Here is a 26,035-nt window from a genome sequence, read left to right as displayed (position 1 = left end):
GTACGCGTACCCGGAGCGGCCTGCCCTGCGAACCTCCCTGAACGCCTCCGGACGGCCATGCGGACAGTTGGAAAGCGTGTTGGGGGCAACCCCTCACGAGTTCGAATCTCGTATCCTCCGCCAGTGCCTCACCGGGCACTTGAAGGCCCCGACCGGGAAACCGGCCGGGGCCTTCTGCGTTCCCCCTCCCGTACGCCGGTCAGTGCGCGACGGGCTCCGCCGGTTCGCGGGTTCCGCTTCGTGTCGCGGGGGCTCCCGCGGGTGTCCGGTCCCGCATCAGGACCAGGGCCAGGGCCGCGGCGGCCAGGACTCCGGCCGCCGCCGCCGTGAAGGTCGCCGACATCGCCGAGGTGAAGGCTTCGCGGGCGGCGGGCGCCAGGGCCGGGTCGCTCAGCGCCGCGGCGACGGAGTGGCGGGCGGCGTCCGGGGCCGAGCCGGGCAGCCCGGCGGCGTAGGTGGTGGAGAGCACCGCTCCCAGTACGGCCACGCCCAGGGCGGCTCCGGCCTGCTGCACGGTGTCGTTGAGGGCGGAGCCGACGCCGGCGTGCTCCTCGGGGACGGCGCCCATCAGGGCGGCGGTGGCGGCCGGCATGGCCAGGCCGCTGCCGATGCCCATCAGCACCATGGCGGTGGCCAGCGGCGCGAAGCCGTCGCCCGCTTCCAGGGTGGTCAGGACACCGAAGCCGGAGGCGATGACCGCCAGTCCGAGGGCGGTCATGACGCGGTTGCCGATCCTCCGGCCGAGGGTCGCGCCGAGGCCGTTGAAGAGGAGCGTGGCGACGGCCAGCGGGGTGAAGGCGAGGCCGGTCTCGGTCGGGGTGTAGCCGCCGACGAACTGCAGGTACTGGGTCAGGACCAGCATCAGGCCGCCGTTGGCGAAGGTCAGCAGGACCAGGGAGAAGCTGGCGCCGCTGAACATCCGGTCGCCAAAGAGCGCGAGCGGCACCATCGGGGAGTCGGTGCGGGCCTCGTGGACGACGAAGGAGGTCAGGGCGGCCACGGCGACGCCGAGCGGGACGAGGGTGGACGCGGCGGTCAGGCCGTCCTTCGGGAGGGCGATGATCGTCCAGATCAGGGCCGTCATACCGGTGACGGACAGGGCCATGCCCGCGAAGTCGGGCCGCCGCCAGCGGCCCTTGGACTCCGGCATGAGGATCAGCGCGGCGGCGATGGCGAGCAGCGCGATCGGCACGTTCATCAGGAAGACCGCGCCCCACCAGTAGTGGGCGATGAGCACGCCGCCCAGCCCCGGGCCGCCGACGAGGCCGAGCACCGCCACCGCGCCCCAGGCGGAGATGGCCCTGCGGCGCTCCTCCTCGTCGAAGACGGTGATCAGGATGGAGAGGGTGCTCGGCATCACGAGGGCGCCGCCGATGCCCATCACCACGCGCCCGGCGATGAGCTGGGCGGGGGAGTCGGCGTAGGCCGCGAGGAGCGAGGCGACTCCGAAGAGGGCCAGTCCGATGACCATCACGCGGCGGCGGCCGAACCGGTCGGACAGGCTGCCCGCCGTGAGCAGCAGTCCGGCGAAGACCAGGATGTACGACTCGATGATCCACTGGATGGCCTCGGCGCCGGCGCCGAGGTCCTCCGCGATCGGCGGGATCGACACGGTCAGCACCATGTTGTCGACGACCAGCACCAGGGTGCTGAGGCAGAGCACGATCAGGATGAGCCAGCGTCGCGGATGGCGAGTCCCGGCCTCAGCCACGTCTATGTCCACGTCCACGGTGATCACTTCCCCCTCTTCCGCGTCGCTGCGTACAGCGTTCGCTTGCGTGAGAACAACGTACGCTCATGCGTACAGCGTTCGCAAGCGCCCGTACGGACCCCCGGGGGACGGGGCCCGCCCCGCCCCCCCACGCGTGCGCGGCTCAGCCGAAGGAGGGCATCTCCCCGACCGTCGTCGACATGTCGATCACCGCGAAGGCGGCGCCCTGCGGGTCGGTGACCGCCGCGAACCGGCCGAACGGGCTGTCCATCGGCCCGAAGTGCAGCTTCCCGCCGTGCTTCTTCGTCTTCGCGACCGCCTCGTCGCAGTCCGGGACCCCGAAGTAGATCTGGATGTACGACGGAAGGTCCTTCGGGAAGTCGTCGCCCATCTTCATCCGGCCGAGCACCGGGTTCCCGCCGCCGCCGACGCTGAAGACCTTGAAGTCCATGCCGGCCATCTCGGGGTCGTCGCCCGGGTCCATCTGCTGCGCGCCGTACGGGAACACCTTCGGGAAGAACGCGTCGGCCTTGTCCGGTTCCCGGGTGAAGACCTCCGCCCACGCGTACGAGCCGGCCTCGCCCATCTTCTCGAAGCCCTTGTGCTCGCCCGGCTGCCAGACGCCGAAGACGGCGCTGCTCGGCTCCTTGGCGATCACCATGGTGCCGAAGGATCCCACCTGCATCGGGCCCATCAACACCTCCCCGCCGGCCGAGGTGATCTTCTCGGCCGTGGCCGCCGCGTCGGGCGAGGCGAAGTACAGGCACCACTGCGAGGGGGCGTCGACCCCCGGCATCGGCGGCACGACGGCCGCCACGGCCTTGCCGTCGGAATAGGCCTGCGTGTAGTTGCCGTACTCGCTGCTGGCTTCGCCGAAGGTCCAGCCCAGCACGTCGGCGTAGAAGGTCTTGGCCCCTTCCACATCGGTGAACATCGCGTCCACCCAGCACGGCGCGCCCTCGGAGAACTCAGGCATGATCGATCGACTCCTCGACTCGTTGCTGTCGTCCCGTACCTGTCGTCGGACTCACGCTAGGCGCGCGGTGTGCCGACCGCGCGGGGAACGCGCCCACGCGGGACGCTGGTGCCATGGACAAGGACATCACCATCCGGCTGGCCCAGCAGCCGGAGGCCGACGCACTGCTCGGCCGGAGCCCGCTCGCCGCGCTCGTCGGGATGCTGCTGGACCAGCAGGTGCCCATGGAGTGGGCGTTCTCGGGGCCCTGGACGATCGCCCGGCGGATGGGCGCCGACGATCTGGACGCGCACGCCATCGCCGCGTACGACCCGGAGGCCTTCGCCGCCCTGCTCTTCGAGAAGCCCGCCGTGCACCGGTATCCGGGGTCGATGGCGACGCGGATCCAGCAGCTGTGCGCGTACCTGGTGGAGCACTACGGCGGGAACGCGGAGGCGGTCTGGGCCGACGCCGCGACGGGCCGGGAGCTGCTGAAGCGGCTCAAGGAACTGCCGGGCTTCGGGGAGCAGAAGGCGCAGATCTTCCTCGCCCTGCTGGGCAAGCGGCTCGGCGTGCGCCCGACGGGGTGGCGGGAGGCGGCGGGCGGGTACGGCCAGGCCGGCGTCTACCGTTCGGCGGCCGACATCACGGGCCCGGAGTCGCTGGCCAAGGTGCGGGCGCACAAACAGGAGATGAAGGCCGCCGCCAAGGCCGCGAAAGCCGCCGGCGGGTCCTGACGCGGCCGGAGAAATGGAAGATCAATTCCCGTTGCGGGACCGTAGATTGGGGCCCATGACAGAGAATCTGACCCGTGTCGCGACTGCCGAAGCCATCTACGACGCTCCCGGCAGCCTCATCACCCTGCTCACCGACACCGACGAGCTCACCTGCAACACCGCCACCTTCGAGGAGGGTGCGGCGGGAGCCCCGGTGCACTTCCACACCAAGGCCACCGAGTTCTTCCACGTCACCGCCGGGCAGCTCGACGTCCTCGTCGACGACGAGATCCACACCCTGGGCGCCGGCGACTTCATAGCGGTCCCGCCGGGCGTCAAGCACGCCTTCGCGCCCGCCGCCGGCCACACCGCCAGCGTCTTCGTCGGCTTCACCCCCGGCATGGCCCGCTTCGACTACTACCGGCTCCTCGGCCGGGTCAACGCGGGCGAGGCCACCGTGCAGGACATCAAGGACAGCTCGGCGACCTACGACAACCACTACGCGGAGAGCCCCGTCTGGAGCGGCCGCCGCCGCAGCGCGGAGCCGTAGACCACGTCCGCGTCGAGGCGGCGCAGTTCCTCCGCGATCAGTTCGGCGTTGCTGCGGATCTTCAGGGCCACCTTGCGGTCGACGCTCCCCGGCAGGACCAGGGTGGCCAGCGCGCCCGCGGGCCGGTCCACCCGGATCTCGCCGCCCGTGGTCCGCAGGCTGACCCGGGTGATGACCGGGCCCGGGCTGTCCGCCCGGTCGACCGGCACGCCGAGCCGGTCCTCCAGCCAGCGCGCCAGCAGTTCGGCGCTGACGTTGCCGGCCTCGCTCTCGACCGTCGCCCCCGTCACCGGCAGCGGCTTCTGGTCGAGGGCGGCGGCGAGCAGCGCCCGCCACTGCGTCAGCCGGGTCCAGGCCAGGTCGGTGTCGCCGGGCTGGTAGCCCGCGGCCCGCTCGTCGAGCACGGCGACCGGGTCCGCGGCGGCGGCCGCGTCGGTGATGCGGCGTTGCGCGAGCGCGCCCAGCGGGTCGCCCGCCAGGTCGGCGGGGGCGTCGGCCGGCCACCACGCCACCACGGGCGCGTCCGGCACGAGCAGGGGCAGTACGACCGAGGCGGTGTGCTCGGTGAGCGCCCCGTGCAGGCGCAGCAACACGATCTCCCCGGTCCCGGCGTCGCTCCCGACCCGCAGTTCGGCGTCCATCCGGGTGGCGCGGAGCGTGAGCGGGCCGCGTGAGACCCGCCGGATCACCGCGATGATGCGGCACGGGTGCTCGCGCGAGGCCTCGGAGGCCGCGCGCACGGCGTCGTAGGCGTTCTCCTCGTCGGTGACGACGACGAGGGTCAGCACCAGCCCCATGGCGGGACTGCCTATGGCCCGGCGGGCTTCGAGCAGGGCCCGGTTGACCTTGCTGGACGTGGTGTCGATGAGTTCGGTCCGCATGCGACGAGTCTGTCAGCGCGCACCCGGGTCGCGGCAATCGGTTCGCTCGACTCCGCCTCGAAACGGCGCCGCACGGGGGCGTCAGCGCCGCTTGCGGGCCGTCCCGAAGACGGAGCGGGAGATCTCCCGGCCCAGCTGGGTCCCGATCGAGCGCGCCAGCGAGCGGAACAGCCCGCTGCCCACCACCTGTTCGGCCAGGGAGGGATCCGGTTTCGGAGCGCTGCGCGCCGCCCGCGCCGACTCCTTCTCCGCCTCCTTGGCCTGCTTCTCCGCCTCGGCCGCGGCCGCGGCGGCCTCCGCCTGCGCCTCGGCCGCGGCCTGCTCGGCGCTGATCTTCTCGTACGCCGACTCGCGGTCGACCGGCTCCGCGTAGCGCGACCAGAGCGGCGAGGACCGCACCGCCCGGTCCAGGGCGGCCGGTTCGATCGGACCCATCAGCGACTGCGGGGCGCGCAGCCGGGTCGCCGCGACCGGGGTGGGGGCGCCCTTCTCGCTGAGCACGGTGACGACCGCCTCGCCGGTCCCGAGTCCGGTGAGCAGCTCCTCCAGGTCGTACGCGGAGTTCGGGAAGGTCCTCACGGTCGCCTTCAGCGCCTTGGCGTCGTCGGGGGTGAAGGCCCGCAGTGCGTGCTGCACCCGGTTGCCGAGCTGGGCGAGCACGTCCGCCGGTACGTCCTTGGGGGTTTGGGTCACGAAGAAGACGCCGACACCCTTGGAGCGGATGAGGCGCACGGTCTGGGTGATGGCGGTGAGGAAGGCCTTGGAGGCCCCGCTGAACAGCAGGTGCGCCTCGTCGAAGAAGAAGACGAGCTTGGGCTGCTCCAGATCGCCGACCTCCGGCAGGTCGTGGTAGAGGTCGGCCAGCAGCCACATCAGGAAGGTGGAGAAGAGCTGGGGCTTGTCCTGGACCGCCGGGAGTTCCAGGACGGAGACCAGTCCGCGGCCGTCCGGGGCCGTGCGCAGGAACTCACTCGTGTCGAACTCCGGCTCTCCGAAGAACTCCGCGGCGCCCTGCTGCTCGAAGGCGGTCAGCGCCCGCAGGATCACCCCGGCCGTCACGGGGGACAGCCCGCCGATGCCCTTGAGTTCGGCTTTCCCCTGGTCGGAGACGAGGAAGGCGACGACCGCGCGCAGGTCCTTGAGGTCGATCAGCTCCAGGCCCTTGGTGTCGGCGTAATGGAAGATCAGGCCGAGGGACTGCTCCTGCGTCTGGTTGAGCTGGAGCACCTTGGACATGAGGACCGGGCCGAAGCTGGTGACGGTGGAGCGGACCGGGATCCCGGGGCCGATCCCGCCGAGGGAGTAGAACTCGCTCGGGTACGCGGTCGGCTCCCACTTCTGCGCCACCTCCCGGGCCCGTTCCTCGATTTTCGGGCCGGCCGTGCCGGGCGCCGAGATCCCGGAGACGTCCCCTTTGACGTCCGCGAGGAAGACGGGCACGCCGTGCGCCGACAGCTGCTCGGCGATGAGCTGGAGCGTCTTGGTCTTGCCGGTGCCGGTGGCGCCGGCGACCAGCCCGTGGCGGTTCAGCATCGACAGCGGGATGCGGATCTGACGGTCGGGCAGGCAACCGCCGTCCCAGAGCAGGGCTCCGAGATCGAGCGCGGGTCCGGTGAAGGCGTACCCGGCGGCGATCTTGTCGGCTGGGCCCGTCTGGTCCGCCGGGACGGCGGGGTCGGTGCTCTCGCTCATGGATCACTCCCCAAATAGCACTGTTCGCCACTTTTGCACCACCGCTTCGAGGCTGCGCCCGCAGGCGCGGGCCCGGTAGGCTTTCCGTGTGATCTTCAAGCGCATCGGAAGCGGGCGGCCGTACCCCGACCACGGCAGGGAAACCACCCGGCAGTGGGCGGACGTCGCGCCGCGCCCGGTCCGGCTCGACCAGCTCGTGACGACCAAGGGACAGCTGGACCTCGAAACGCTGCTCGCCGAGGACTCCACCTTCTACGGCGACCTGTTCGCCCATGTCGTGAAGTGGCGGGGCGACCTCTACCTGGAGGACGGGCTGCACCGCGCCGTGCGCGCCGCCCTGCAACAGCGCCAGGTCCTGCACGCCCGCGTCCTCGAGATGGACTGACGTGTTCGCGTAGATTGCGCCTTTCGGGTCACCATTGACCTATCAGCAGATCATTTAGTAGGCATCGCCACCGGGCCGCACTACGCTGCGCCCATGAGCATGCTCACTCCCCCCGGCATGGGCGGAAAGTACCGCGTCACGGGAGCCGCCTACCCCCGTATGAGCCGCAAGCGGAGCCGTCCTCGGATCGTCCTCGCCCTCCTCGGTTCGGTCCTCGCGCTTGCCCTGGTCGGCTACGGGGCACTGCAGCTCATCGACGTGTTCCGCGGCGACAGCCCCAAGCGGAACACGGCTGCGGGTGCCAAGGACTGCCCGACGACGCCGCCCAAGGGCGCTGCCAAGAACGGCCCCGCCGCCGCCACCACCGCCTCGGCCGCCGCGAAACCCGCGGTCGTGCTCCCGCCGCCCGGCGAGATCACGGTCAACGTCTACAACGCCACCCCGCGCGCCGGTCTGGCCAAGGCCGTCGGCGACGAACTGGCCAAACGCGGCTTCGTCATCGGCCACGTCGGCAACGCCCCGGCCGACTTCGACAAGAAGGTCCCCGGCACCGGGATACTGCTCGGCTCCCCCACGACGGACAAGGCCGCCTACTCCGTGCTGGGCACTCAGCTCGCCGGCACCACCCAGCAGACCGACACCCGCGAGGGCGCGGACATCGACCTGATCCTGGGCGACGCCTTCAAGGAGCTCAGTACGAAGGAGGACGCGGACAAGGCGCTGGCCGTCCTGGCCAACCCCGCGCCCGCGCCCGCCCGATGCTGAACGTCTGAGCCTCTGAACGCCTGCACGCCTGCACGCCTGAACCGCGTACCGGCGTACCGGCCGGCCGCTCCACCGCCCGTGCGCGGTGGCGGCCGGCCGCCGGACGGCTATTCGGCGGAGCCGTACATCCGGTCGCCCGCGTCGCCCAGCCCCGGCACGATGTAGCCGTGCTCGTTGAGCCGCTCGTCCACCGCGGCCGTCACCACGGTCACCGGCGTGCCCGCCAGCTCGCGCTCCATGATCTCGACGCCCTCGGGCGCCGCCAGCAGCACCACGGCGGTCACGTCGTCGGCGCCGCGCTTGATCAGCTCCTGGATCGCCGCGACGAGCGTGCCGCCGGTGGCCAGCATCGGGTCGACGACGTAGACCTGGCGTCCGGAGAGGTCCTCCGGCATGCGCGTCGCGTACGTGGAGGCCTCCAGGGTCTCCTCGTTGCGGACCATGCCCAGGAAGCCCACCTCGGCGGTCGGCAGCAGCCGCACCATGCCGTCGAGCATGCCGAGGCCGGCCCGCAGGATCGGTACGACGAGCGGGCGCGGGTGGGAGAGCTTCACACCCGTGGTCGGGGCGACCGGCGTCTCGATGTCGGCCTGCTCGGTGCGCACGTCGCGGGTGGCCTCGTACGCGAGCAGGGTGACCAGCTCGTCGGCGAGCCGCCGGAAGGTGGCGGAGTCGGTGCGCTTGTCGCGCAGGGTGGTGAGTTTGTGCGCCACCAAGGGGTGATCGACGACCTGCAAACGCACAACATCCTCCAAAACTGAGCCTGCGACCAGCAAAAACGGCCGCACGACGCGACCTGCACCCAAAAGGCTACGCGGTGACGCGGCCCCTTCGCGTCCGAAGCGGTGGCCACGCCCGCAACGGCCTGCGGATGCGACCCGCGCGGACGCCCAGCACGCTGGACGGATGAGCAACGCACCGGTGATCGCAGCCGTCGACGGGTCCGAACACAGCCTCAAGGCCCTGGAGTGGGCGAGGGCCGCAGCCGTCCGGCACGGTACGGAGCTGATGATCGCCCATGTTCTGCCCGACCACGCCCAGTTGTATGCGGGCCGCCGGGCCGCCCTGCACGACGCCTCGCAGCCGGAGGAGTTCGCCGACCCCGTGAAGGACTGGGTCCACGCCCTGCTGGGCGGCGGCCCCGAGCTGCCCGAGGGGGTCCGGTACGAGGCCCTGGAGGGCTCCGTCCCCGAGGCGCTGCGGGTGACCGGCGCGGGGGCCCTGATGCTGGTGATGGGCTCCCGGGGCCGCGGCGGCTTCGCCAGCCTGCTGCTCGGTTCGAGCAGCCGCGCGGTGGCGTCGACGGCCCCGTGCCCGGTGGTGGTGGTCCCGCACGCCGAGCGCGACGCCGGGGCGGCCGCCGCCGAGGAGTCCGCCGGGCGCGTGGTGCTCGGGCTGCACGCCGCCGAGACGCCCGACGACGTCCTGTCCTTCGCCTTCGCGGAGGCGGCCGTGCGGGGGACCACCGTCCAGGTGGTCTCCGCGTACGCCGTGCCGCCCGCACCGGCCCTGGTGATCGACCGGCCCTTCGAGGTGATCCCGCCGGAGGGCCTCGCCGACGAGGGGGACGGCGTACCGGCCGAGCGGGAGATGCTCCGCTCCCAGACGGCGCGGCTGGCCCCCCTGCGCGCGCGCTACCCGGACGTCCCCGTCGAGCAGGTCGCGGTCCCCGGCGATCCGGCGGGCCGGCTGGTCGACGCCTCCCGCTCGGCGGCCCTGGTGGTGGTCGGCCGCCACCACCCGCGGCGCACCGCCCTGTCCCTGCAGATCGGCTCGGTGGCCCATGCGGTCCTGCACCACGCGCACGGCCCGGTCGCGATCGTCCCGACCCTCAAGGACGACGTCTGACCTGCGCAGGGGTGGCATCAAACGCCCCGTCCGGGGGAAGGTGGGTGCAGGGGGAAACGACCGACCAGCCCAGGGTGGTGGCCGATGCCCGACACGCAGCCGAGCGACGATGCGCCGGAGACCGCGGCCCAGCGCCGAGCGCGCCGCGCGCAGTTCCTGCGCGACCTCATGGAGGCCCGCGCCCTGCGCGACCGCGTCCAGCCCCGCCGCGCCCGCGCGGCCCGCATGCGCCAGCAGATGCGGATGCGCACCTTCCGCTGGTGACCGCGGAACCGGGCCCCGGCCCCGCCGGCGTTCGAGGCGCGGGGTCCGGGGCGGAGCTCCGAGAGCCGGCCGCGGGTCCGGCACGCCGCGACACGGCCGAGCCGTACCGCCCGCCGCGCACCCCCCGGCACGGCCCCGCCACCCCGCCCCCGCAACCCCGCCAGCCCCCCGCAGGGACACGGCACGGCACGACGCAAGCGTCGAAGACCTCTCGCAAAGCCGCTGTTTCTGCCACGATGCCGATTGGGCGGGGCACGAACGGCGAGCACGCGGCCGTCGCGGCCCCAACCTCCGGCCGGGGGGACCTCCAACCGGCACGCCTAAGACCAGTGGGAGAGTCACGGTGTATTTCGCCGCACTGCTCGCGCGCACCGAAGACGGGTGGGAAGCGAGCGACATGGAACTCGACGACGTCGAGTCCCTCAGTGATCTGATCGATCTCGCCCGTTCCGCCGCTGTCGACGACGACACGGTGGTCGCCCTCATCGAGCAGGAGGACGCCTGGTTCGGCGTCGTCCGCGTGGACGGCGAGGAGGACCCTCGGTACTTCGTATCGAACGCCTCCGTGGCCGCCCGCAGCTCCTACGGCTCGATGCTGACCAAAGAGCTGCTGGGCAGCGACGAGGAGGACGACGAACTCGACGAGCTGGACCTGGACGGCACCGAGGACGGCGAGGAGGACGCCGTCGCCGCCTACGCGGACGAGGAAGCCGACGAGGGCGGGGCGGGCGGGAGCGGCGCGGAGCCGGTACCGACCGGTCCGCTCGGCGACCCCCTGCTGCTGGACGACCTCGGGGTGACCAACAAACAACTGATGACCCTCGACGGGGACGCCCTCTCGGAGATCGCCGAGTCCCTCGGCGCCACCGAGGTGCTGGAGGCCGTCCGCTAGTGATCCGCACGCACGACACGCGCACCACCACCGATCCCGTACGGGACCCGTGGCGCGACTCCATGCGCCTGGCGCTCCAGGAGGCCGCCCGGGCGGTGCCGGCCGGCGATGTGCCGGTCGGCGCCGTCGTGCTGGGCCCGGACGGGGAACTCCTCGCCACCGGGTACAACGAACGCGAGGCGACCGGCGACCCCACGGCGCACGCCGAGGTCGTGGCGCTGCGCCGGGCGGCCGCCGCACGCGGCGAATGGCGCCTTCCGGGGTGCACCCTCGTGGTGACCCTGGAGCCGTGCGTGATGTGCGCGGGCGCGCTCGTGCAGTCGCGGGTCGCGCGCGTCGTCTACGGCGCGGACGACGAGAAGGCGGGCGCGGCCGGGTCCCTGTGGGACCTCGTACGGGACCGCCGGCTCAACCACCGCCCCGAGGTGGTCCGCGGCGTCCTCGCCGAGGAGTGCGCCCGGCAGCTGACGGACTTCTTCCGTGAGCTGTGACGGCGGGCCCCCGGAATTGGATTTCAGCGCACGGGCCACCTTGGGCTAAGCTCTCTCTCGGTAGCGTGTCCGAGCGGCCGAAGGAGCACGCCTCGAAAGCGTGTGATGGTGCAAGCTATCCGTGGGTTCAAATCCCACCGCTACCGCTCTGAACGAGAGCCCCGCCCCGCAAGGGTCGGGGCTCTCGGCGTTGGTGGCGCTCCCGTCCGGCGGACAGCCGCGTGACCGCCCGCCCCTTCGGCCGTTGTCACGGCATGACCAAGACCCAGCGCATCCTCGCCGCCATCGCCCTCGCGGGGGCCGCCGCGGGCCTCGCCGCACCCGCCGCCTCGGCCGCCCCGATCGCCCCGCTCGCCCTCCCGGACCTGCCGACGGCCGCGCCCGGGATGCCGGCGGGGGCCCAGCCCACTTCCGTCTCGGACATCGGGTCGAAGCTCAGCGAGGGTGCGAACCAGCTCAACGCCCTCATGGAGGTGCCGAACCAGCTGTACCCGGTGATCGCGCCCGTGGAGCCCGTGCTGGGCCTGGCCGGCGGCATCGAGTAGTCCCGTACGCGCACTCCCGTACGCCGGATTCCCGTGCGACCTGGTCCCGTACGACGCGGAGAAGGCCCCGACCGGGGTCGGGGCCTTCGACATGTGGGACGGGGGAAGTGGCATCGGGGGGACGAGGCCACTTCCCCCGACGAGGACGGACCTGCCGGTCCGGGCCGCGCTCAGGGGGAAGCCCGCGGCTCGGACCCCGCAGTGAGGCCCAGTCCCTCGCCCACCGATTTCCTGCCAGAACCGGTGGACTCACCCCCATCCTGCGCCCGCCTCGACCCCGCACCCAGCGGCAAAGGACCCGGAGCACCGGGTCATTGGTCCTTAAAGGACACGTCAGTGTCCAATCTTGACCGGTTAGACTCACCCGACTTGCAAGGACCGGTTGGGGAGGCCGCCCGCTCGTGGACACCAGGAAACTCATCACGGGTGCCCTCACCGTGTTCGTCCTCTTCGTGATCATCACCCAGCCGAAGAGGGCGGCCGAGATGGTGGAAATAGGCTTCCAGGGGATATCGGATGCCGCATCCGGCATCGGCGAGTTCATGACCGAACTGGTGCGCTGACCCCGTACGCTGAAGCGGTTCCCGGAATTCCGGCCCCCCACTCCGACGGGTGGGGGGCTTTTTGCATCCCCATCACTGGGGCATATTGCCCTGATATGCCCAACTTGCCCTCAACACGGCGTTATACGGTGCTTGCACACAGTGCACATCTCTTGTGATGCTATGACCGCTTTTGACGGATGAGTTGACTGAAGGGGTGGCGTGACCGTGCCGGCCAGTACTGCGCCTCAGGTGCCACCCCAGCAGGACCCCCAGGTACCGACCCAGCAGGAGCCCCGCCAGGAATCCGGGCAGGAGCCGGCACATGGGTCGGGGCACGGGTCGGGGCACGAACCGGCGCAGGAGCCGGCGCAAGGCTCCGGGCCGCAATCCCGTCCGGAGCCCCTTCTGGAGCCCCGCCAGGAGTCGCCTCCCGAGGAACCGCCGGCCGCCCCGAGACCTCCGAGCCGGGGCGCCGACACCCGCGCCCTCACCCAGGTCCTCTTCGGCCAGCTGAAGGGCCTGGAGGCGGGCACCAGCGAGCACACCCGGGTGCGCGGCGCCCTCATCGAGGCCAACCTCCCGCTCGTCCGGTACGCGGCCGCCCGCTTCCGCAGCCGCAACGAGCCGATGGAGGACGTGGTCCAGGTCGGCACCATCGGCCTGATCAACGCCATCGACCGCTTCGACCCGGACCGCGGCGTGCAGTTCCCGACCTTCGCGATGCCGACCGTCGTGGGCGAGATCAAGCGGTACTTCCGCGACAACGTCCGCACCGTCCACGTACCGCGCCGCCTCCACGAGCTGTGGGTCCAGGTCAACGCCGCCACCGAGGACCTCACCACGCTCCACGGACGCACCCCGACCACCTCGGAGATCGCCGAACGCCTGCGCATCACCGAGGACGAGGTGCTGTCCTGCATCGAGGCCGGGCGCAGCTACCACGCGACCTCGCTGGAGGCCGCCCAGGAGGGCGACGGCATGCCCGGGCTGCTGGACCGCCTCGGCTACGAGGACCCGGAGCTGGCCGGGGTCGAGCACCGCGACCTCGTCCGCCACCTCCTCGTACAACTGCCCGAGCGCGAACAGCGGATCCTGCTCCTGCGGTACTACAACAACCTGACGCAGTCACAGATCAGCGCCGAGCTCGGGGTCTCCCAAATGCACGTCTCACGGCTGCTCGCGCGGAGCTTCGCCCGACTGAGATCCGCAAACAGGATCGAGGCGTAATCCCAACGAGTGGAGATCATCCGCACGTTTCCCGACAGATCGGGCTGATCAGCCGAAGAGCAATCCTGTCGCTGGAGATATATGTCGACATGGCGCTACAGCGTGTTGCCGACATGTGACATTCTGCTTGAACCGCGTTTGCCGCAGCCCCGCCTCCGGTATTCAGGTGGAGGCTGCGTTCCTCCGACGGACGCGCCGTACGCGACCGTCCGCGACCTCAAGGGGGTGGCATGTCCGTAGACCAGGGCAGCTCCAAGGTGCTCACACTCGTCAAGAGCGTGACGCCGCCGGCAGCGTCCGACCGCTCGGAAGCCATCGACACCCGCACCCTCTCCCGCTCCCTCTTCCAGCGACTCGCCGCCCTGGACGCGGACAGCCCCGACCGGGCGTACGTACGCGACACCCTGATCGAGCTGAACCTGCCCCTCGTGCGGTACGCCGCGGCCCGCTTCCGCAGCCGCAACGAGCCGATGGAGGACATCGTCCAGGTCGGCACCATCGGCCTGATCAAGGCGATCGACCGGTTCGACTGCGAACGCGGGGTGGAGTTCCCGACGTTCGCGATGCCGACCGTCGTGGGCGAGATCAAACGATTCTTTAGGGACACCTCCTGGTCCGTCCGCGTCCCGCGGCGGCTCCAGGAGCTGCGCCTGGCGCTGACCAAGGCCAGTGACGAGCTCGCCCAGAAGCTGGACCGCTCGCCGACCGTGCCGGAGCTCGCCGCCGTGCTCGGGGTCTCGGAGGAGGACGTGGTCGACGGTCTCGCCGTCGGCAACGCCTACACCGCCTCCTCGCTCGACTCGCCCTCCCCGGAGGACGAGGGCGGCGAGGGCTCGCTCGCGGACCGCCTCGGCTACGAGGACACCGCGCTCGAAGGCGTCGAGTACCGCGAGTCCCTGAAGCCGCTGCTCGCCAAACTCCCGCCTCGGGAACGGCAGATCATCATGCTGCGCTTCTTCGCGAACATGACGCAGTCGCAGATCGGCGAGGAGGTCGGCATCTCCCAGATGCACGTCTCCCGGCTGCTGACCCGCACCCTCGCGCAGCTGCGCGCAGGCCTCATCGGAGAGTGACCGGGCGCCGCCCGCTTTCCAATTGACGATGCGTCAGCAAAACTGGCGCGATGCGAAAGGGATCGCGAGCGGCCACCGCCCTCCTCGCCCTGTGCTGCACGGCCGCCGCCGGCCTCACCGGCTGCGGCGGCCCGGCACGGGACGGCTACGTCGCCGTGGGCGCCGCTGCCCCGGGCCCCGAACGGGGTGCGGGGGAGAACGTGGCACCGCGGGGAGAGGTGGAGTTCCAGCAGCTCGGCGGCCCGTCCGCGGCGGGCGGATCCGCCGCGTCGTCCGGTACGCCGTCCGGTACGTCGTCCGGCGCGTCGGCCCCGGCTGCGGGATCCGGGCTCGCGGGCGGCTCCACCCCGGGCGGAGCCGCGACCACCGCCCCCGGCGGCGCGGGCGCTGCCGGCGCCCCGGCCGGCCCCGGGCGGACTCCGCCGACGGCGGGCACGCCGAACGCACCGGACACGCCGGGGACCCCGTCGACCCCCTCCACGGGCCCGGGCGGCCCGTCCACCAAGCCCGGCACCACGCCCCCGGCCCCGCCCACGACCCCGGCGAAGCTGACGCTGTCGGCCCCGAGCAGGGCGGCCGCGGCCGACCGCTGGTGCGAGCGGGTCACGGTGACCTTCACGAACACGGGCACGACCGCGGCCCGCGCGGGCACGGTCAGCTTCGCGACGCACATCATCGGCGCGCTCGGCATCGACTGGGCCACGATCACCACGACCCAGCCGCTGCCCGCGCCCCTCGCGGGCGGAGCCTCGAAGACGCAGACCTACACGGTGTGCGTGGAGGCCTGGCGGGTGCCGCTGGGCATGCACGTGGACACCCGGAGCGTCACCGCCACCTGGAGCTGAGGCCGGCGGACCCGGCCCGCGCCCCGGCGGTCAGTGCAGGACTGCCCGCGCCCCGGCCGGCCCGGCGGTCAGTGCAGGACCACCCAGGCGGCCGCGCCGATCATGAGGACGAGCCCGATGATCAGGGCCACCTTCGCGGTCGAGCCGGAGGATCCGGACCGCTCCTGCTCGGCGGCGCGGCGCTGCTGGCGGGAGCCCGGTGCCGTCTGGCGGGCCGGTGCGGCCTCCTCGACGAACGCCCGGAACATCTGCGTGCTGCCCGCGGGGTCGTAGTTGCCCTCGGGGACCTGTGAGTTGTGGTTCTCAGCCATGGAGCAGGACCCTAGCCGGTTTTCCGATTCTTTTACCGCCCCACCCCCCGGATTCGTTTGCCTGTAGCAACCATTCGCTTCTATGGTTGCCTGAAGCAACAAGATGGGGGGACCCGGTGACGATGACCGCGCGGACGACTGCGACCGCCCCGACCACTGCGCCCACTCCCCACGAGGAGCTGGCCCGCCAGCTCACCGGGATCGGCGCGGTCAAGCGCGAGCTCGCCCGCAGCCTGCCCGCCGACTGTCCGCCCGGCGCGGCCGCCGTCCTCACCGTGCTCGACCGGCACGGGGAGATGCGGCTGAGCCGGCTGGCCGAGTTCATGGCGGTGGACATCTCGGTGACCAGCCGGCACGTCACGCACGTCGCCGACCGCGGCTGGATCGAGCGCGAGACCGACCCCGGCGATGGACGCTGCCGGATCCTGCGGCTCACGCCGACCGGCCGGACCGTGCTCGCCGAGCTGGGCGCCCGCCACACGGCCGCGCTGGAAAGAGCCCTGCACGGCTGGTCCGTCCAGGACATCGACGTACTCAACACCCTGCTGGCCCGACTCCGATCGAGCTTCTAGACAAAGGAAAGACATGGCCCAGTCGGAGACGACAACCGACAACACACCCAAGGCCACGGCCGCGGGAGCATCCGCTTCCGCGGCCGTGACCATGACCCACCCGCAGATCATGAAGGCGCTGTCCGGGCTGATGCTCGGCATGTTCGTCGCGATCCTGTCCTCCACGATCGTCTCGAACGCCCTGCCCCAGATCATCAGCGACCTCGGCGGCACCCAGTCCTCGTACACCTGGGTGGTCACGGCGGCCCTGCTGTCGATGACGGCGGCCACCCCCCTGTGGGGCAAGCTGTCCGACCTCTTCAGCAAGAAGCTGCTGGTCCAGATCTCCCTCGTGATCTACGTCCTCGGCTCCGTGGTCGCGGGCCTGTCCCAGAACACCGGCACGCTCATCGCCTGCCGCGTGGTCCAGGGCATAGGCGTCGGCGGTCTGTCGGCCCTCGCCCAGATCGTCATGGCCGCGATGATCTCCCCGCGCGAGCGCGGCCGGTACAGCGGCTACCTCGGCGCGGTCTTCGCCGTCGCCACCGTCGGCGGCCCGCTGCTGGGCGGTGTCATCACCGACACCGACTGGCTGGGCTGGCGCTGGTGCTTCTACGTCGGCGTGCCCTTCGCGATCATCGCCCTGATCGTGCTCCAGCGGACCCTGCACCTCCCGGTCGTCCGCCGTGACGTCAAGGTCGACTGGCTGGGCGCCTTCCTGATCAGCGGGGCCGTCTCGCTGCTGCTGATCTGGGTCACCCAGGCCGGCGACTCCTACGAGTGGATCTCCTGGCAGACCTGGGCCATGACGGGCGGCGCGGTGGTGCTCGGCCTGCTCTTCGTCCTCGTCGAGTCCCGCGCGAGCGACCCGATCATCCCGCTGCGGCTCTTCCGCAACAAGACCATCAGCCTGGCCTCGGCGGCTTCGCTGTTCGTGGGCATCGCGATGTTCTCGGGCACCGTGTTTTTCAGCCAGTTCTTCCAGTTGGCCCGCGGCGAGTCCCCCACGATGTCCGGAATCCTCACGATTCCGATGATCGCCGGCCTCTTCGTCTCCTCCACCCTTTCCGGTCAGGTGATCACCAAGACCGGCAAGTGGAAGGCCTGGCTCGTCTCCGGCGGCGTGCTGCTGACCGTCGGCCTGGGCCTGCTGGGCACCCTGCGCTACGACACCCCGTACTGGCACATCGCGATCTACATGGCACTGACCGGCCTCGGTCTCGGCATGATGATGCAGAACCTGGTCCTCGCCACCCAGAACCAGGTGGCCCCCGAGGACCTGGGCGCGGCCAGCTCGGTCGTCACCTTCTTCCGCTCGCTCGGCGGCGCCATGGGCGTCTCCGCGCTCGGCGCGGTCATGGCCAACCGGGTCACGCACTACGTCCAGGACGGGCTGGCCGCACTCGGGCCCAAGGCCGCGGCCGCGGGCCGGGGCGGCGCCGCCGGGGGCGGCATCCCCGACCTGGACAAGCTGCCCGCGCCCATCCGTGAGGTCATCGAGTCCGCGTACGGGCACGGCGTCGGCGACGTCTTCCTCTACGCGGCACCGTTCGCGCTCCTCGGCCTGGTGCTGGTGGTGTTCATCAAGGAGGTCGCGCTGAAGTCGAAGGCGTCGGCCCACTCCCCGGCGGCTTCCTCGCCCGAGGCGGCGGCAGCCGCGGCCGAGACGCCGGTCAAGGCCTGAGCGGTCTCGGGGCCCTGGCTCGGTCAGGGCCCTGAGCCGCCGGGGGTGACGGCCTTGGGCCACGGCCTCAAGCAACGGGCTGGGCGTCGGCCTCGGGCCGCGCCTCGGCCTCGGGCCGCGCCTGGTCCTCGGACCGCGCCTTGGCCTCGGGCCCGGCTTTGGTCTCGATGCCCGCGATCAGGACGTCGAGCGCGAGGCAGAAGTCGGCCTCGGACGCCCGCCGGACCGCGCCCCCGCAGCCCTGCAGGAACTGCGACACGGCCAAGTGGGCGCCGGTCCGGGCGGCGTCGGCCAGGCCGGTGGCGTCCAGCAGCCGCTGGAGGGCGGCGTCGAAGGCCCGCGCGTGCGGGCCGATGTTCGGATAGGCGGCGGTGAGCGGAGCCACCCACGGGTGGTCCGCCAGCACCCTCCGGTAGCCCCGGGCCAGCGTCTGCAGCCGGCCCGGCCAGCCCGCCTCACCGGCCCCCGGCGGCACGGCCGGCAGCGCGAACTCGCCCAGGGCGCGGTCCAGGGCGAGTTCGAGCAGATCGTGCTTGGTGTCCACGTACCAGTACAGGGACATCGCGGTGACCCCGAGACCGGCGGCGAGCCGCCGCATCGAGAAGCGGGCCAGCCCCTCGGCGTCGAGCAACCGTACGGTGGCGGCGGTGATCCGCTCCCGGTCGAGCCCGGAGGGTGCCTCGGTGCGGCGTCTGGCGGGAGCGGCGGGCCTGGAGGTCAGCCACACACTGGTCCGGGTCTCACCCGGATCCGCCGCGGTCACCATCGAGGCACCCTCCTCACGACAGGTGGATCAGCCCGGAATGCCCGGTCCGCCCTCTTGATGCTAGGGGGTGTCCCCAGGATCGGGCCGGATGAGACCCGATCGGACCGGATCCGACCGGATCAGGACGTCGGGGCGGTGAGGTCGTAGAACGTGGCCCCGCCGACCGTGGACTTCTTGAAGCCCGCCGTGACCCAGTTCTCGATCTCGCTGCTGGTGCCGCCGCCGGGGCCGCCGCCCATCCGCGCGCCGCCCTCACCGGTGCCCGGTCCGCCGGTGGTGCCGCCCTGGCCGATGAACCAGTGGATCTTCCCTGCCCGCACGTACGCCTTGAACTGCTCCAGGGTCGGCGAGGGGTCGCTGCCGTTGAACCCCCCGAGCGCCATGACGGGCGCGCCCGAGGCCAGCTGGTAACCGGCCGCGTTCTGCGAGCCGATGGTGGCCGCCGCCCACGTGTACTCGTCGGCGTCGGTGGTGAGGGCCGCCTTCGCCTCGGCGCCGACCCGCGCCCCGTTCAGCAGACCGCCCGCGCCGCCCGGGCCGCCGCCCGTGCGCGCGCCGCCACGGCCGCCGTCGCGTGCGCCCGCGGTGCCCGGACCCGGGGCCGTACCGCCCTGCGACGGACCGCCGCCCGGCAGGCCGCCGCCCGGCAGCGCGGCACCCGGCTGCCCGGCACCCGGCTGACCGCCCTGGCTGCCCGGCCCGCCCTGCGGCAGCCCGCCGGGGATGCCCCTGAAGCCGCCCATCATCCCGCCGGGCCCGCCCCGGCCGCCGGCCACCGCCGGGCCGGCGGTCACGATGGAACCGGTGTGGCCGGTGTTCACCGTGGTCAGGCAGTACGCCAGCGGCCCGGCCAGGGCCGCCGCCACTCCCAGCGCGGCCACGGCCGGCAGCATCCGGCGGCCCGCCCGCGCGGCGAACGGCAGGGCGGCCGCGGCGAGCAGCCCGCCCACCAGCACCGCCCAGCGCAGCCACGGCAGATAGCCGGTGGCGCGGCCCAGCAGGACGTACGACCAGACGGCCGTGAGGGCCAGCGTCCCGGAGAGGGTGATCGCCGCGGCCGCGCTGCCCCGCTCCTCCCACAGGACGGCGACGCCCATGCCGATCAGAGCGGCCACGAACGGCGCCAGGGCCACGGTGTAGTACTCGTGGAAGATGCCCTGCATGTAACTGAAGACGATCGCGGTGATCAGCAGCGAGCCGCCCCAGGCCAGGAAGGCCGCCCGGGCCATGCCGTCCAGCGAGTCGGTGGCCCGGCGGGCCCGCCAGGTCACCACCAGCCCGGCCACCAGCAGCACCAGGGCTGCGGGGAGCAGCCAGGAGATCTGCCCGCCGATGTTGCCCGCGAACAGCCGGTCGATGCCGGTCTCCCCCCAGCCGCCTCCCCCGGCCCTGCCGCCCGGGCCGCCCATGGCGCCCTCGGGCAGGCCGTAGGCTGCGGCCCCGCCGGTCCGGGAGCCGCCGCCGACGCTGCCGGTCTCGTTGCCGTTGATCCGGCCCAGGCCGTTGTAGCCCAGGGTCAGTTCCAGGAAGGAGTTGTTCTGCGAACCGCCGATGTACGGGCGGGAGGACGCGGGCCACAGCTCCACGATCGCCACCCACCAGCCGCCGGCCGCCACCATCGCGAGCCCGGCCAGCAGCAGCTGGCCCAGGCGCCTGCGCAGCCGGGTCGGCGCGCACACCGCGTACAGCAGAGCGAGCGGCGGCAGGATGACGAAGGCCTGCAGGGTCTTGGTGAGGAAGGCGAAGCCGACGGCGACACCGGCCCAGACCAACCACCGGGTGCGGGCCCCGTCGAGGGCCCGCAGCACGCAGTACACGGTGACGGTCAGCAGCAGCGTCAGCAGCGCGTCGGGATTGTTGAAGCGGAACATCAGCGCGGCGACGGGCGTGAGCGCGAAGGCCGCCCCGCTCAGCAGCGCCGCACCGGGCCCGAACTGCCGGCATACGGCGGCGTACAGCACGGCCGTCGTGCCGACGCCCATCAGGGCCTGCGGGACGAGGATCTGCCAGGAGCCGAGCCCGAACAGCCGGACCGACAGCATCATCGGCCACAGCGCCGCCGGGGGCTTGTCGACGGTGATGGAGTTCCCGGCGTCGGAGGAGCCGAAGAAGAAGGCCTTCCAGCTCTCGCTGCCCGCCTGCGCGGCGGCGGAGTAGAAGGAGTTGGCGTAACCGGAGGAGCCCAGGTCCCACAGCAGCAGGGCGGCGGTGGCGATCAGCAGTCCGGCGAGGGCGGGCCGTTCCCAGCGGGGCCGTTCGACGGCGCGCCGACCGGTACGGGCCCGGGTCTCGGGGACCGGGAAGAGCGGAGTGGCTGCGGTCGTCATCGAATGTCGTCCTTCGCAGGAGTGTCGCGCCGGTCGGGGAAGACCCAGGCGCGGAAGAGCAGGAACCGCAGCACGGTGGCGGCGAGGTTGGCGGTGATCAGGACGGCCAGTTCGGTGCCGTGCGCGGGATCGGCGGTGGCCGCTCCGAGCGCCGCGAGGGAACCGCTCGTCAGGGCCAGCCCGATGCCGAACACCACCAGACCCTGGGCCTGGTGACGCACCGCCCGGTCCCGGCCTCGGACACCGAAGGTGAGCCGGCGATTGGCCGCGGTGTTGGCGACGGCGGAGAGCAGCAGGGCGGCGCCGTTGGCCGTCTGCGGGCCGGTCCCGCCGCGGAAGGCGGAGTAGAGCAACAGGTAGAGCAGGGTGGACAGGGCTCCGACGGCGCAGAAGCCGAGGAGCTGACGGGCCAGTCCGCCGTCCACCCCGGGCAGTGCGGTGCGGTCGCGCGGATCGTCGCCGAAGGGGCGGGCGAGCCGGTCGAGCGGGAGCGCTCCGACGGCCAGCGCGCGGCCCACGCGCCAGACCCCCTTCAGGTCCTCGGTGGCGGTCCTGACGATGTGGACGGTGGAGTCGGGGTCGTCGACCCAGTCCACGGGCACCTCGTGGATTCGCAGCCCGGCCCGCTCCGCGAGCACGAGCAGTTCGGTGTCGAAGAACCAGCCCGTGTCCTCCACCAGGGGCAGCAGCCGCTCGGCGACCTCGCGCCGGATGGCCTTGAACCCGCACTGGGCATCGCTGAACCGGGCGGCGAGCGAGGACCGCAGCAGGAGGTTGTAGGCCCGGGAGACGAACTCCCGCTTGGCTCCCCGCACCACCCGTGAGGACCGGGCGAGCCGGGTGCCGATGGCCAGGTCGGAGTGACCGGAGATCAGCGGTGCGACCAGCGGCAGCAGGGCGTTCAGGTCGGTGGAGAGGTCCACGTCCATATAGGCGAGGACGGGCGCTTCGGAGTCGGACCACACGGTGCGCAGCGCCCTGCCCCGGCCCTTCTCCTCCAGCCGGGTGCTGCGTACGCCGTCCAGTGCGGCGGCGAGCCCGGCCGCGACCTCGGGGGTGCGGTCGGTGCTCGCGTTGTCGGCGACCGTGATCCGGAAGGGGTAGGGGAAGGTCCTGGTGAGGTGCTCGTGCAGCCGGCGTACGCACGGGCCGAGGTCCTTCTCCTCGTTGAAGACCGGGATCACCACGTCGAGGACGGGCTCCCCCGGCACGGGCGCGAGGGGCGTTCGTGCCGGAAGGGCCCCGGGAGAGGTGTCGGTTGGCATGCTCCGACCCTCGTGGAGCGGCCTGTCACCGCTGTGTGGTGAGCCTGTGCCCCGTCTGTGAGTCCGGCTCCGCCGTGGCGGCGGGCCGGGCGAGCGGCAGCACGACCTCGAACCGGGTCCGCCCGGGCTCGCTCTGTACGCCGACCCGCCCGCCGTGCGCCGCGACCACGGCCTGGACGATGGCGAGCCCGAGACCGGTGGAGCCGGCCGTGCGGGAGCGGGAGGCGTCACCGCGGGCGAAGCGCTCGAAGACGTGGGGGAGCAGCTCCGGTGGAATACCGGGCCCGTCGTCCTCGACGCGCAGCCGGACGGCCGATGTTTCACGTGAAACGTCGGCGGTGACGGTGGTGCCGGGCGGGGTGTGCGTGCGGGCGTTGGCGAGGAGGTTCACGAGGACCTGCTGGATCCGGGCCGGGTCGGCCCGTACCGGCGCGGGCTCCTCGGGCAGGTTCAGGCGCCAGTGGTGCCCGGGGCCGGCGGCCCGGGCGTCGCTGAGGGCGTCGACGACGAGCGGGGCCAGATCGGTTTCGGCGTCGGCGGCGGAGAGCGGACGGCCCGCGTCGAGCCGGGCCAGCAGCAGCAGGTCCTCGACGAGGCCGGTCATCCGGGTGGCTTCCGACTCGATCCGGCCGAGGGCGTGCCGGGTGTCGGGGCCGGGCTCCTCACATCCCCGACGGGTCAGTTCGGCGTAGCCGCGGATGGAGGCGAGCGGGGTGCGCAGCTCGTGGCTGGCGTCCGCGACGAACTGCCGGACCCGCATCTCGCTCTGCTGGCGGGCCGTGAGGGCGGAGGAGACGTGGCCGAGCATCCGGTTGATGGCTGCGCCGACCTGGCCCACCTCGGTGCGGGGGTCGGCCTCCGCGTCGGGCACCCGCTCGTGGAGGGCGGGTTCGCCCTTGTGCAGGGGAAGTTCGGAGACCCGGGTGGCGGTGGCGGCCACCCGGCGCAGCGGGCGCAGTGCGACCCCGACCAGGGCCTGCCCGGCGAGGGAGGCCGCGATCAGCCCGGCCAGGGTGACGCAGACCTCCACCCCGACCAGGGTGCCCACGATGGAGTCGACCTCGCGCAACGGAAAGGCGAGGGCGAGGCTCCCGTCGGGCGCGGCCAGCACCCGGTAGGAACCCAGGCCCGGGAGGTCGGCGTCCACGGGCCCGGTCCCGGCCCGCGCGCCCTGACCGCCCTGCGCGGCCTTCCGGGCGGTCGCGGCGAGCACCTTGCTCTGGGCCTCGGTCAGGACGGGCACCTCGTCGGGCACGCCCTCGACACGGACGTTGCGGGCGGTCCCGAGCACGCTGCCGTCGGGGTCCAGACGTACCCCGGTGGCGTTCAGCGGGCTGCCGGGGGCCGTGACGAAGCCGACGCTGCTCTGCCAGGACGGCTTCCCGATGGGCCCCCGGGCGGCCAACCTGACGGAGGTTTTCAGCTGGTCGTCGAGCTCGTTGACCAGGTACGAGCGCAGGGCGAGGGTGGTGACGGTCCCGATGGCCGCCCCCACCACGGCGATCAGCGCCACGGCCGAGACGACGAGCCGGGTCCGCAGCGACCAGGGCCGGCGGAGACGCGGTCGCCGCGGCCTGCGGGAAGGGCGGCCGAGGCGGAAGCCCACTACTCGGCCGGCTTGATCAGGTATCCGGCGCCGCGCCGGGTGTGGATCATCGGAGCCAGGCCGGGACCGCTCTCCAGCTTCCGGCGCAGGTAGGAGATGTAGAGCTCGACCACATTGGCCTGGCCGCCGAAGTCGTACGACCACACCCGGTCCAGGATCTGCGCCTTGCTCAGCACCCGACGCGGGTTGCGCATCAGGTAGCGCAGCAGCTCGAACTCGGTGGCGGTCAGGTGGATCTCCCGGCCGCCCCGCACCACCTCGTGGCTGTCCTCGTCGAGCCGCAGGTCGCCGACGGCCAGCACCGAGCCGCCGCGTGCGGCCTGCGCCGCGCCCGAGCGCCGGACCAGGCCGCGCAGCCGGGCCACGACCTCCTCCAGGCTGAAGGGCTTGGTGACGTAGTCGTCGCCGCCCGCCGTGAGGCCGGCGATCCGGTCCTCCACGGAGTCGCGGGCGGTCAGGAACAGCACGGGGACCTGGGGGATCTCCCGGCGCAGCCGCCCGAGCACGGCGAGACCGTCCATGTCGGGGAGCATGATGTCGAGGACCACCACGTCGGGCCGGAACTCCCGCGCCGCCCGGACCGCACCGGCACCGTCGCCGGCGCTGCGGACCTCGCAGCCCTCGTACCGCAGGGCCATGGACAGCAGCTCGGAGAGCGAGGCCTCGTCGTCGACGACGAGCACCCGGCAGGGTCCGCCGTCGGGCCGCACGAGGGCCGTGGGGTTGCTGGTGGACGTGGACGCGTGGGAGGTGGTCGTCGCAGTCATACCGACCACGCTGGCCGGGACCTCTGAGAGCGATCTTGTCCCTGCCTGTGAATTTCCTGAGAAACGGAAGAGGGCCGGGCCGCCACCGCGGAACGGGCCCTCAGCCCTCAGCCGTCCAGTCGGAAGAGCCGAACGCCGTTGTCGTGGCAGACCGCCCGGAGCCAGTCGTCACCGAGGCCGAGCCGTTCGAGGGCCACGAGCTGGTGCTCGTAGGGGTAGGGGATGTTCGGGAAGTCGGTGCCGAGCAGGATCCGGTCGCCGAGATCGACGAGCCGGCCCAGGTCGCCGGGCGGGAAGGCGCTGATCCGCTCCGAGAAGTCGGTGAAGGCCATCGTGGTGTCCAGGCGCACCTCCGGGTACCTGTCGGCGAGGTCGAGGAAGTCGGCGTACTCGGGCATCCCCATGTGGGCGATGACCAGCGGCAGCCGTGGGTGGCGGGCCAGCAGCCGGCCGACCGGCTCGGGTCCGGTGTACTTGCCCGGCACGGGACCCGAGCCGCAGTGGATCACGATCGGGATGCCGGCCTCGGCGAGCAGACCCCACACCGGATCCAGCCGGTCGTCGTTGGGGTCGTAGCCGCCGACCTGGAGGTGTGCCTTGAAGATCCGGGCCCCTGAGTCGACGGCCTGGCGGACGTACGCCGCGACGCCCTCCTCCGGGAAGAAGGTCGCGGTGTGCAGGCAGTCGGGGGTGCGGGCGGCGAAACCGGCGGACCAGGCGTTGAGCCAGGCGGCCATCTCCGGCTTGTGCGGGTAGAGCATGGCCGTGAAGGCCCGGACCCCGAACTCCCGCAGCAGCGCGACCCGCTGCTCTTCCTCGTGCCGGTAGGTGATGGGCCATTCCACGCCGGTCAGCGGGCCGACCGCGTCGAAGTACTGCCAGACCTTGTCCAGGACCCGCTCGGGCATGAAGTGCGTGTGGACGTCGACCAGTCCGGGCAGCCCGAGGCGCTCCCGAAAGGCGCGGACCGCCTCAGCCGTTGCGGACAAAGCCGTGGCTCCGCTCGACCGTCGCGACGTGCAGGGTGTAGCTCTCGTACCAGTCGGCGCGGCCCTGCTTGATGGCCGCCCGGTGCTCCACGTCCTCCCGCCACGCGGTGAGGGACGCGTGGTCCCGGAAGTAGGCCACGGTGATACCGAGACCGCCGGGGGTGCGGGCGGACTCGTACCCGAGGTATCCGGGATTGGTCGCGACCATCTCCTCCATCCGGGCGAGCGTCTCGGGATATCCGCTGGCGTCGTCCGTGCGGACATTGCTGAAAACGGCCATGACGTAAGGCGGTTCGAAGGCCGGTACCGGCTGAATGCTCATGCCCTCCACCCTCCGTGGACCCTCCTGGCGTGTCCACCGCAAACGGCTCCCGGAGGCCAACG

Annotated in this window: 27 protein-coding genes, 1 tRNA gene and 1 pseudogene; 16 read left to right on the top strand and 13 right to left on the bottom strand. The window is 72.3% G+C overall.

The genetic code is table 11. The features are described 5' to 3' along the window. Positions 1 to 199: 199 nt before the first annotated feature. Both ACFYP3_RS22570 and ACFYP3_RS22565 read right to left on the bottom strand, forming a co-directional pair. Complete coding sequence (locus ACFYP3_RS22570; protein ID WP_388835302.1) at positions 200 to 1,738, bottom strand: MFS transporter; 1,539 nt, start codon at positions 1,736 to 1,738, stop codon at positions 200 to 202. A 136-nt stretch (positions 1,739 to 1,874) separates the two neighbouring features. Continuing rightward, positions 1,875 to 2,687, bottom strand: a complete 813-nt coding sequence (locus ACFYP3_RS22565) for a VOC family protein (RefSeq protein WP_388835299.1) — start codon at positions 2,685 to 2,687, stop codon at positions 1,875 to 1,877. A gap of 113 nt (positions 2,688 to 2,800) precedes the next feature. Between ACFYP3_RS22565 and ACFYP3_RS22560 the strand changes: the two genes are divergently transcribed. Then, positions 2,801 to 3,403, top strand: a complete 603-nt coding sequence (locus ACFYP3_RS22560) for an HhH-GPD-type base excision DNA repair protein (RefSeq protein ID WP_388835296.1) — start codon at positions 2,801 to 2,803, stop codon at positions 3,401 to 3,403. Between the two features lie 55 nt (positions 3,404 to 3,458). Beyond that, positions 3,459 to 3,932 (top strand): cupin domain-containing protein, encoded by a 474-nt coding sequence (locus ACFYP3_RS22555; RefSeq protein WP_388835294.1) that lies wholly within the window; start codon positions 3,459 to 3,461, stop codon positions 3,930 to 3,932. Here ACFYP3_RS22555 and opcA read toward each other — a convergent pair. After that, positions 3,881 to 4,813, bottom strand: coding sequence for a glucose-6-phosphate dehydrogenase assembly protein OpcA (opcA, locus tag ACFYP3_RS22550; RefSeq protein WP_388835291.1), 933 nt, complete (start codon positions 4,811 to 4,813; stop codon positions 3,881 to 3,883). The two genes, ACFYP3_RS22555 and opcA, sit on opposite strands and share 52 nt — an antisense overlap. 81 nt (positions 4,814 to 4,894) lie before the next feature. Continuing rightward, entirely contained in the window at positions 4,895 to 6,505 is a 1,611-nt protein-coding gene (locus tag ACFYP3_RS22545; RefSeq protein ID WP_388835288.1) for a helicase HerA-like domain-containing protein, read from the bottom strand. Between the two features lie 88 nt (positions 6,506 to 6,593). Between ACFYP3_RS22545 and ACFYP3_RS22540 the strand changes: the two genes are divergently transcribed. Both ACFYP3_RS22540 and ACFYP3_RS22535 read left to right on the top strand, forming a co-directional pair. Next, complete coding sequence (locus ACFYP3_RS22540) at positions 6,594 to 6,890, top strand: type II toxin-antitoxin system VapB family antitoxin (protein WP_030010424.1); 297 nt, start codon at positions 6,594 to 6,596, stop codon at positions 6,888 to 6,890. A 93-nt stretch (positions 6,891 to 6,983) separates the two neighbouring features. Next, the gene (locus ACFYP3_RS22535) at positions 6,984 to 7,655 is read left to right on the top strand and encodes a LytR C-terminal domain-containing protein (RefSeq protein ID WP_388835285.1); all 672 of its coding nucleotides are present in this window, start codon (positions 6,984 to 6,986) and stop codon (positions 7,653 to 7,655) included. Positions 7,656 to 7,762: 107 nt separating this feature from the next. On the opposite strand, the gene upp is transcribed toward ACFYP3_RS22535, so the two are convergent. After that, positions 7,763 to 8,398 (bottom strand): uracil phosphoribosyltransferase, encoded by a 636-nt coding sequence (gene upp, locus ACFYP3_RS22530; protein WP_030010426.1) that lies wholly within the window; start codon positions 8,396 to 8,398, stop codon positions 7,763 to 7,765. Positions 8,399 to 8,561: 163 nt separating this feature from the next. Here upp and ACFYP3_RS22525 point away from each other — a divergent pair, with 163 nt between their 5' ends. The 10 genes from ACFYP3_RS22525 to ACFYP3_RS22480 all read left to right on the top strand — a co-directional run bounded on the left by ACFYP3_RS22525 (position 8,562) and on the right by ACFYP3_RS22480 (position 15,385). After that, positions 8,562 to 9,503, top strand: coding sequence for a universal stress protein (locus ACFYP3_RS22525; RefSeq protein ID WP_388835282.1), 942 nt, complete (start codon positions 8,562 to 8,564; stop codon positions 9,501 to 9,503). Positions 9,504 to 9,587: 84 nt separating this feature from the next. Continuing rightward, positions 9,588 to 9,767: a hypothetical protein gene (locus tag ACFYP3_RS22520; protein ID WP_030027564.1), complete on the top strand. Its 180-nt coding sequence runs from the start codon at positions 9,588 to 9,590 to the stop codon at positions 9,765 to 9,767. 343 nt (positions 9,768 to 10,110) lie between these two features. Further along, positions 10,111 to 10,659, top strand: a complete 549-nt coding sequence (locus ACFYP3_RS22515) for a hypothetical protein (RefSeq protein ID WP_388835279.1) — start codon at positions 10,111 to 10,113, stop codon at positions 10,657 to 10,659. 62 nt (positions 10,660 to 10,721) lie between these two features. Then, positions 10,722 to 11,150, top strand: coding sequence for a tRNA adenosine(34) deaminase TadA (gene tadA / locus ACFYP3_RS22510; RefSeq protein ID WP_051836524.1), 429 nt, complete (start codon positions 10,722 to 10,724; stop codon positions 11,148 to 11,150). A 59-nt stretch (positions 11,151 to 11,209) separates the two neighbouring features. Then, a tRNA-Ser gene (locus ACFYP3_RS22505) sits at positions 11,210 to 11,296 on the top strand. A 108-nt stretch (positions 11,297 to 11,404) separates the two neighbouring features. Continuing rightward, complete coding sequence (locus tag ACFYP3_RS22500; RefSeq protein ID WP_388835276.1) at positions 11,405 to 11,695, top strand: hypothetical protein; 291 nt, start codon at positions 11,405 to 11,407, stop codon at positions 11,693 to 11,695. 401 nt (positions 11,696 to 12,096) lie between these two features. Continuing rightward, a complete protein-coding gene (locus tag ACFYP3_RS22495) occupies positions 12,097 to 12,258 on the top strand; it encodes a hypothetical protein (RefSeq protein WP_199808029.1) in 162 nt (53 codons plus the stop codon). 387 nt (positions 12,259 to 12,645) lie between these two features. After that, positions 12,646 to 13,467, top strand: a complete 822-nt coding sequence (locus ACFYP3_RS22490; RefSeq protein ID WP_388835477.1) for an RNA polymerase sigma factor SigF — start codon at positions 12,646 to 12,648, stop codon at positions 13,465 to 13,467. 230 nt (positions 13,468 to 13,697) lie between these two features. Continuing rightward, positions 13,698 to 14,540, top strand: coding sequence for an RNA polymerase sigma factor SigF (locus tag ACFYP3_RS22485; protein WP_362856503.1), 843 nt, complete (start codon positions 13,698 to 13,700; stop codon positions 14,538 to 14,540). 50 nt (positions 14,541 to 14,590) lie between these two features. Next, a complete protein-coding gene (locus ACFYP3_RS22480; protein ID WP_388835272.1) occupies positions 14,591 to 15,385 on the top strand; it encodes a hypothetical protein in 795 nt (264 codons plus the stop codon). A gap of 68 nt (positions 15,386 to 15,453) precedes the next feature. Here the strand turns inward: ACFYP3_RS22480 and ACFYP3_RS22475 are convergent, their stop codons facing one another. Beyond that, positions 15,454 to 15,696 (bottom strand): hypothetical protein, encoded by a 243-nt coding sequence (locus ACFYP3_RS22475; RefSeq protein ID WP_388835270.1) that lies wholly within the window; start codon positions 15,694 to 15,696, stop codon positions 15,454 to 15,456. 122 nt (positions 15,697 to 15,818) lie between these two features. On the opposite strand from ACFYP3_RS22475, the gene ACFYP3_RS22470 reads away from it, so the two are divergent. Both ACFYP3_RS22470 and ACFYP3_RS22465 read left to right on the top strand, forming a co-directional pair. Next, positions 15,819 to 16,268 (top strand): MarR family winged helix-turn-helix transcriptional regulator, encoded by a 450-nt coding sequence (locus ACFYP3_RS22470; RefSeq protein WP_388835474.1) that lies wholly within the window; start codon positions 15,819 to 15,821, stop codon positions 16,266 to 16,268. A gap of 91 nt (positions 16,269 to 16,359) precedes the next feature. Further along, positions 16,360 to 17,928 (top strand): annotated as a pseudogene (locus ACFYP3_RS22465) (MDR family MFS transporter); the annotation flags it as partial. Between the two features lie 70 nt (positions 17,929 to 17,998). On the opposite strand, the gene ACFYP3_RS22460 reads toward ACFYP3_RS22465, so the two are convergent. From ACFYP3_RS22460 to ACFYP3_RS22430, 7 genes are all read right to left on the bottom strand, one after another. Further along, complete coding sequence (locus tag ACFYP3_RS22460; RefSeq protein ID WP_388835268.1) at positions 17,999 to 18,697, bottom strand: TetR/AcrR family transcriptional regulator; 699 nt, start codon at positions 18,695 to 18,697, stop codon at positions 17,999 to 18,001. Between the two features lie 119 nt (positions 18,698 to 18,816). After that, on the bottom strand, positions 18,817 to 21,024 hold the full coding sequence (locus ACFYP3_RS22455) for an ArnT family glycosyltransferase (protein ID WP_388835265.1): 2,208 nt from the start codon (positions 21,022 to 21,024) through the stop codon (positions 18,817 to 18,819). Then, positions 21,021 to 22,289, bottom strand: a complete 1,269-nt coding sequence (locus ACFYP3_RS22450) for a glycosyltransferase (protein WP_388835262.1) — start codon at positions 22,287 to 22,289, stop codon at positions 21,021 to 21,023. Before ACFYP3_RS22450 ends, ACFYP3_RS22455 begins: the two co-directional genes overlap by 4 nt. A 25-nt stretch (positions 22,290 to 22,314) precedes the next feature. Beyond that, entirely contained in the window at positions 22,315 to 23,895 is a 1,581-nt protein-coding gene (locus ACFYP3_RS22445) for a sensor histidine kinase (RefSeq protein WP_388835260.1), read from the bottom strand. After that, a complete protein-coding gene (locus ACFYP3_RS22440) occupies positions 23,895 to 24,662 on the bottom strand; it encodes a response regulator transcription factor (protein ID WP_388835257.1) in 768 nt (255 codons plus the stop codon). The genes ACFYP3_RS22445 and ACFYP3_RS22440 overlap by 1 nt, the downstream gene beginning before the upstream one ends. A gap of 107 nt (positions 24,663 to 24,769) precedes the next feature. Further along, positions 24,770 to 25,651, bottom strand: a complete 882-nt coding sequence (locus ACFYP3_RS22435) for an amidohydrolase family protein (protein ID WP_388835254.1) — start codon at positions 25,649 to 25,651, stop codon at positions 24,770 to 24,772. Further along, positions 25,635 to 25,973, bottom strand: a complete 339-nt coding sequence (locus tag ACFYP3_RS22430) for an antibiotic biosynthesis monooxygenase family protein (RefSeq protein ID WP_388835251.1) — start codon at positions 25,971 to 25,973, stop codon at positions 25,635 to 25,637. The genes ACFYP3_RS22435 and ACFYP3_RS22430 overlap by 17 nt, the downstream gene beginning before the upstream one ends. Between the last annotated feature and the right edge of the window lie 62 nt (positions 25,974 to 26,035).

It is taken from the genome of Streptomyces sp. NPDC005533, assembly GCF_042871845.1.
Classification (GTDB): domain Bacteria; phylum Actinomycetota; class Actinomycetes; order Streptomycetales; family Streptomycetaceae; genus Streptomyces.
The sequence above is the reverse complement of the archived record's forward strand: the minus strand, read 5'-3'. Positions and strand labels throughout refer to the sequence as shown.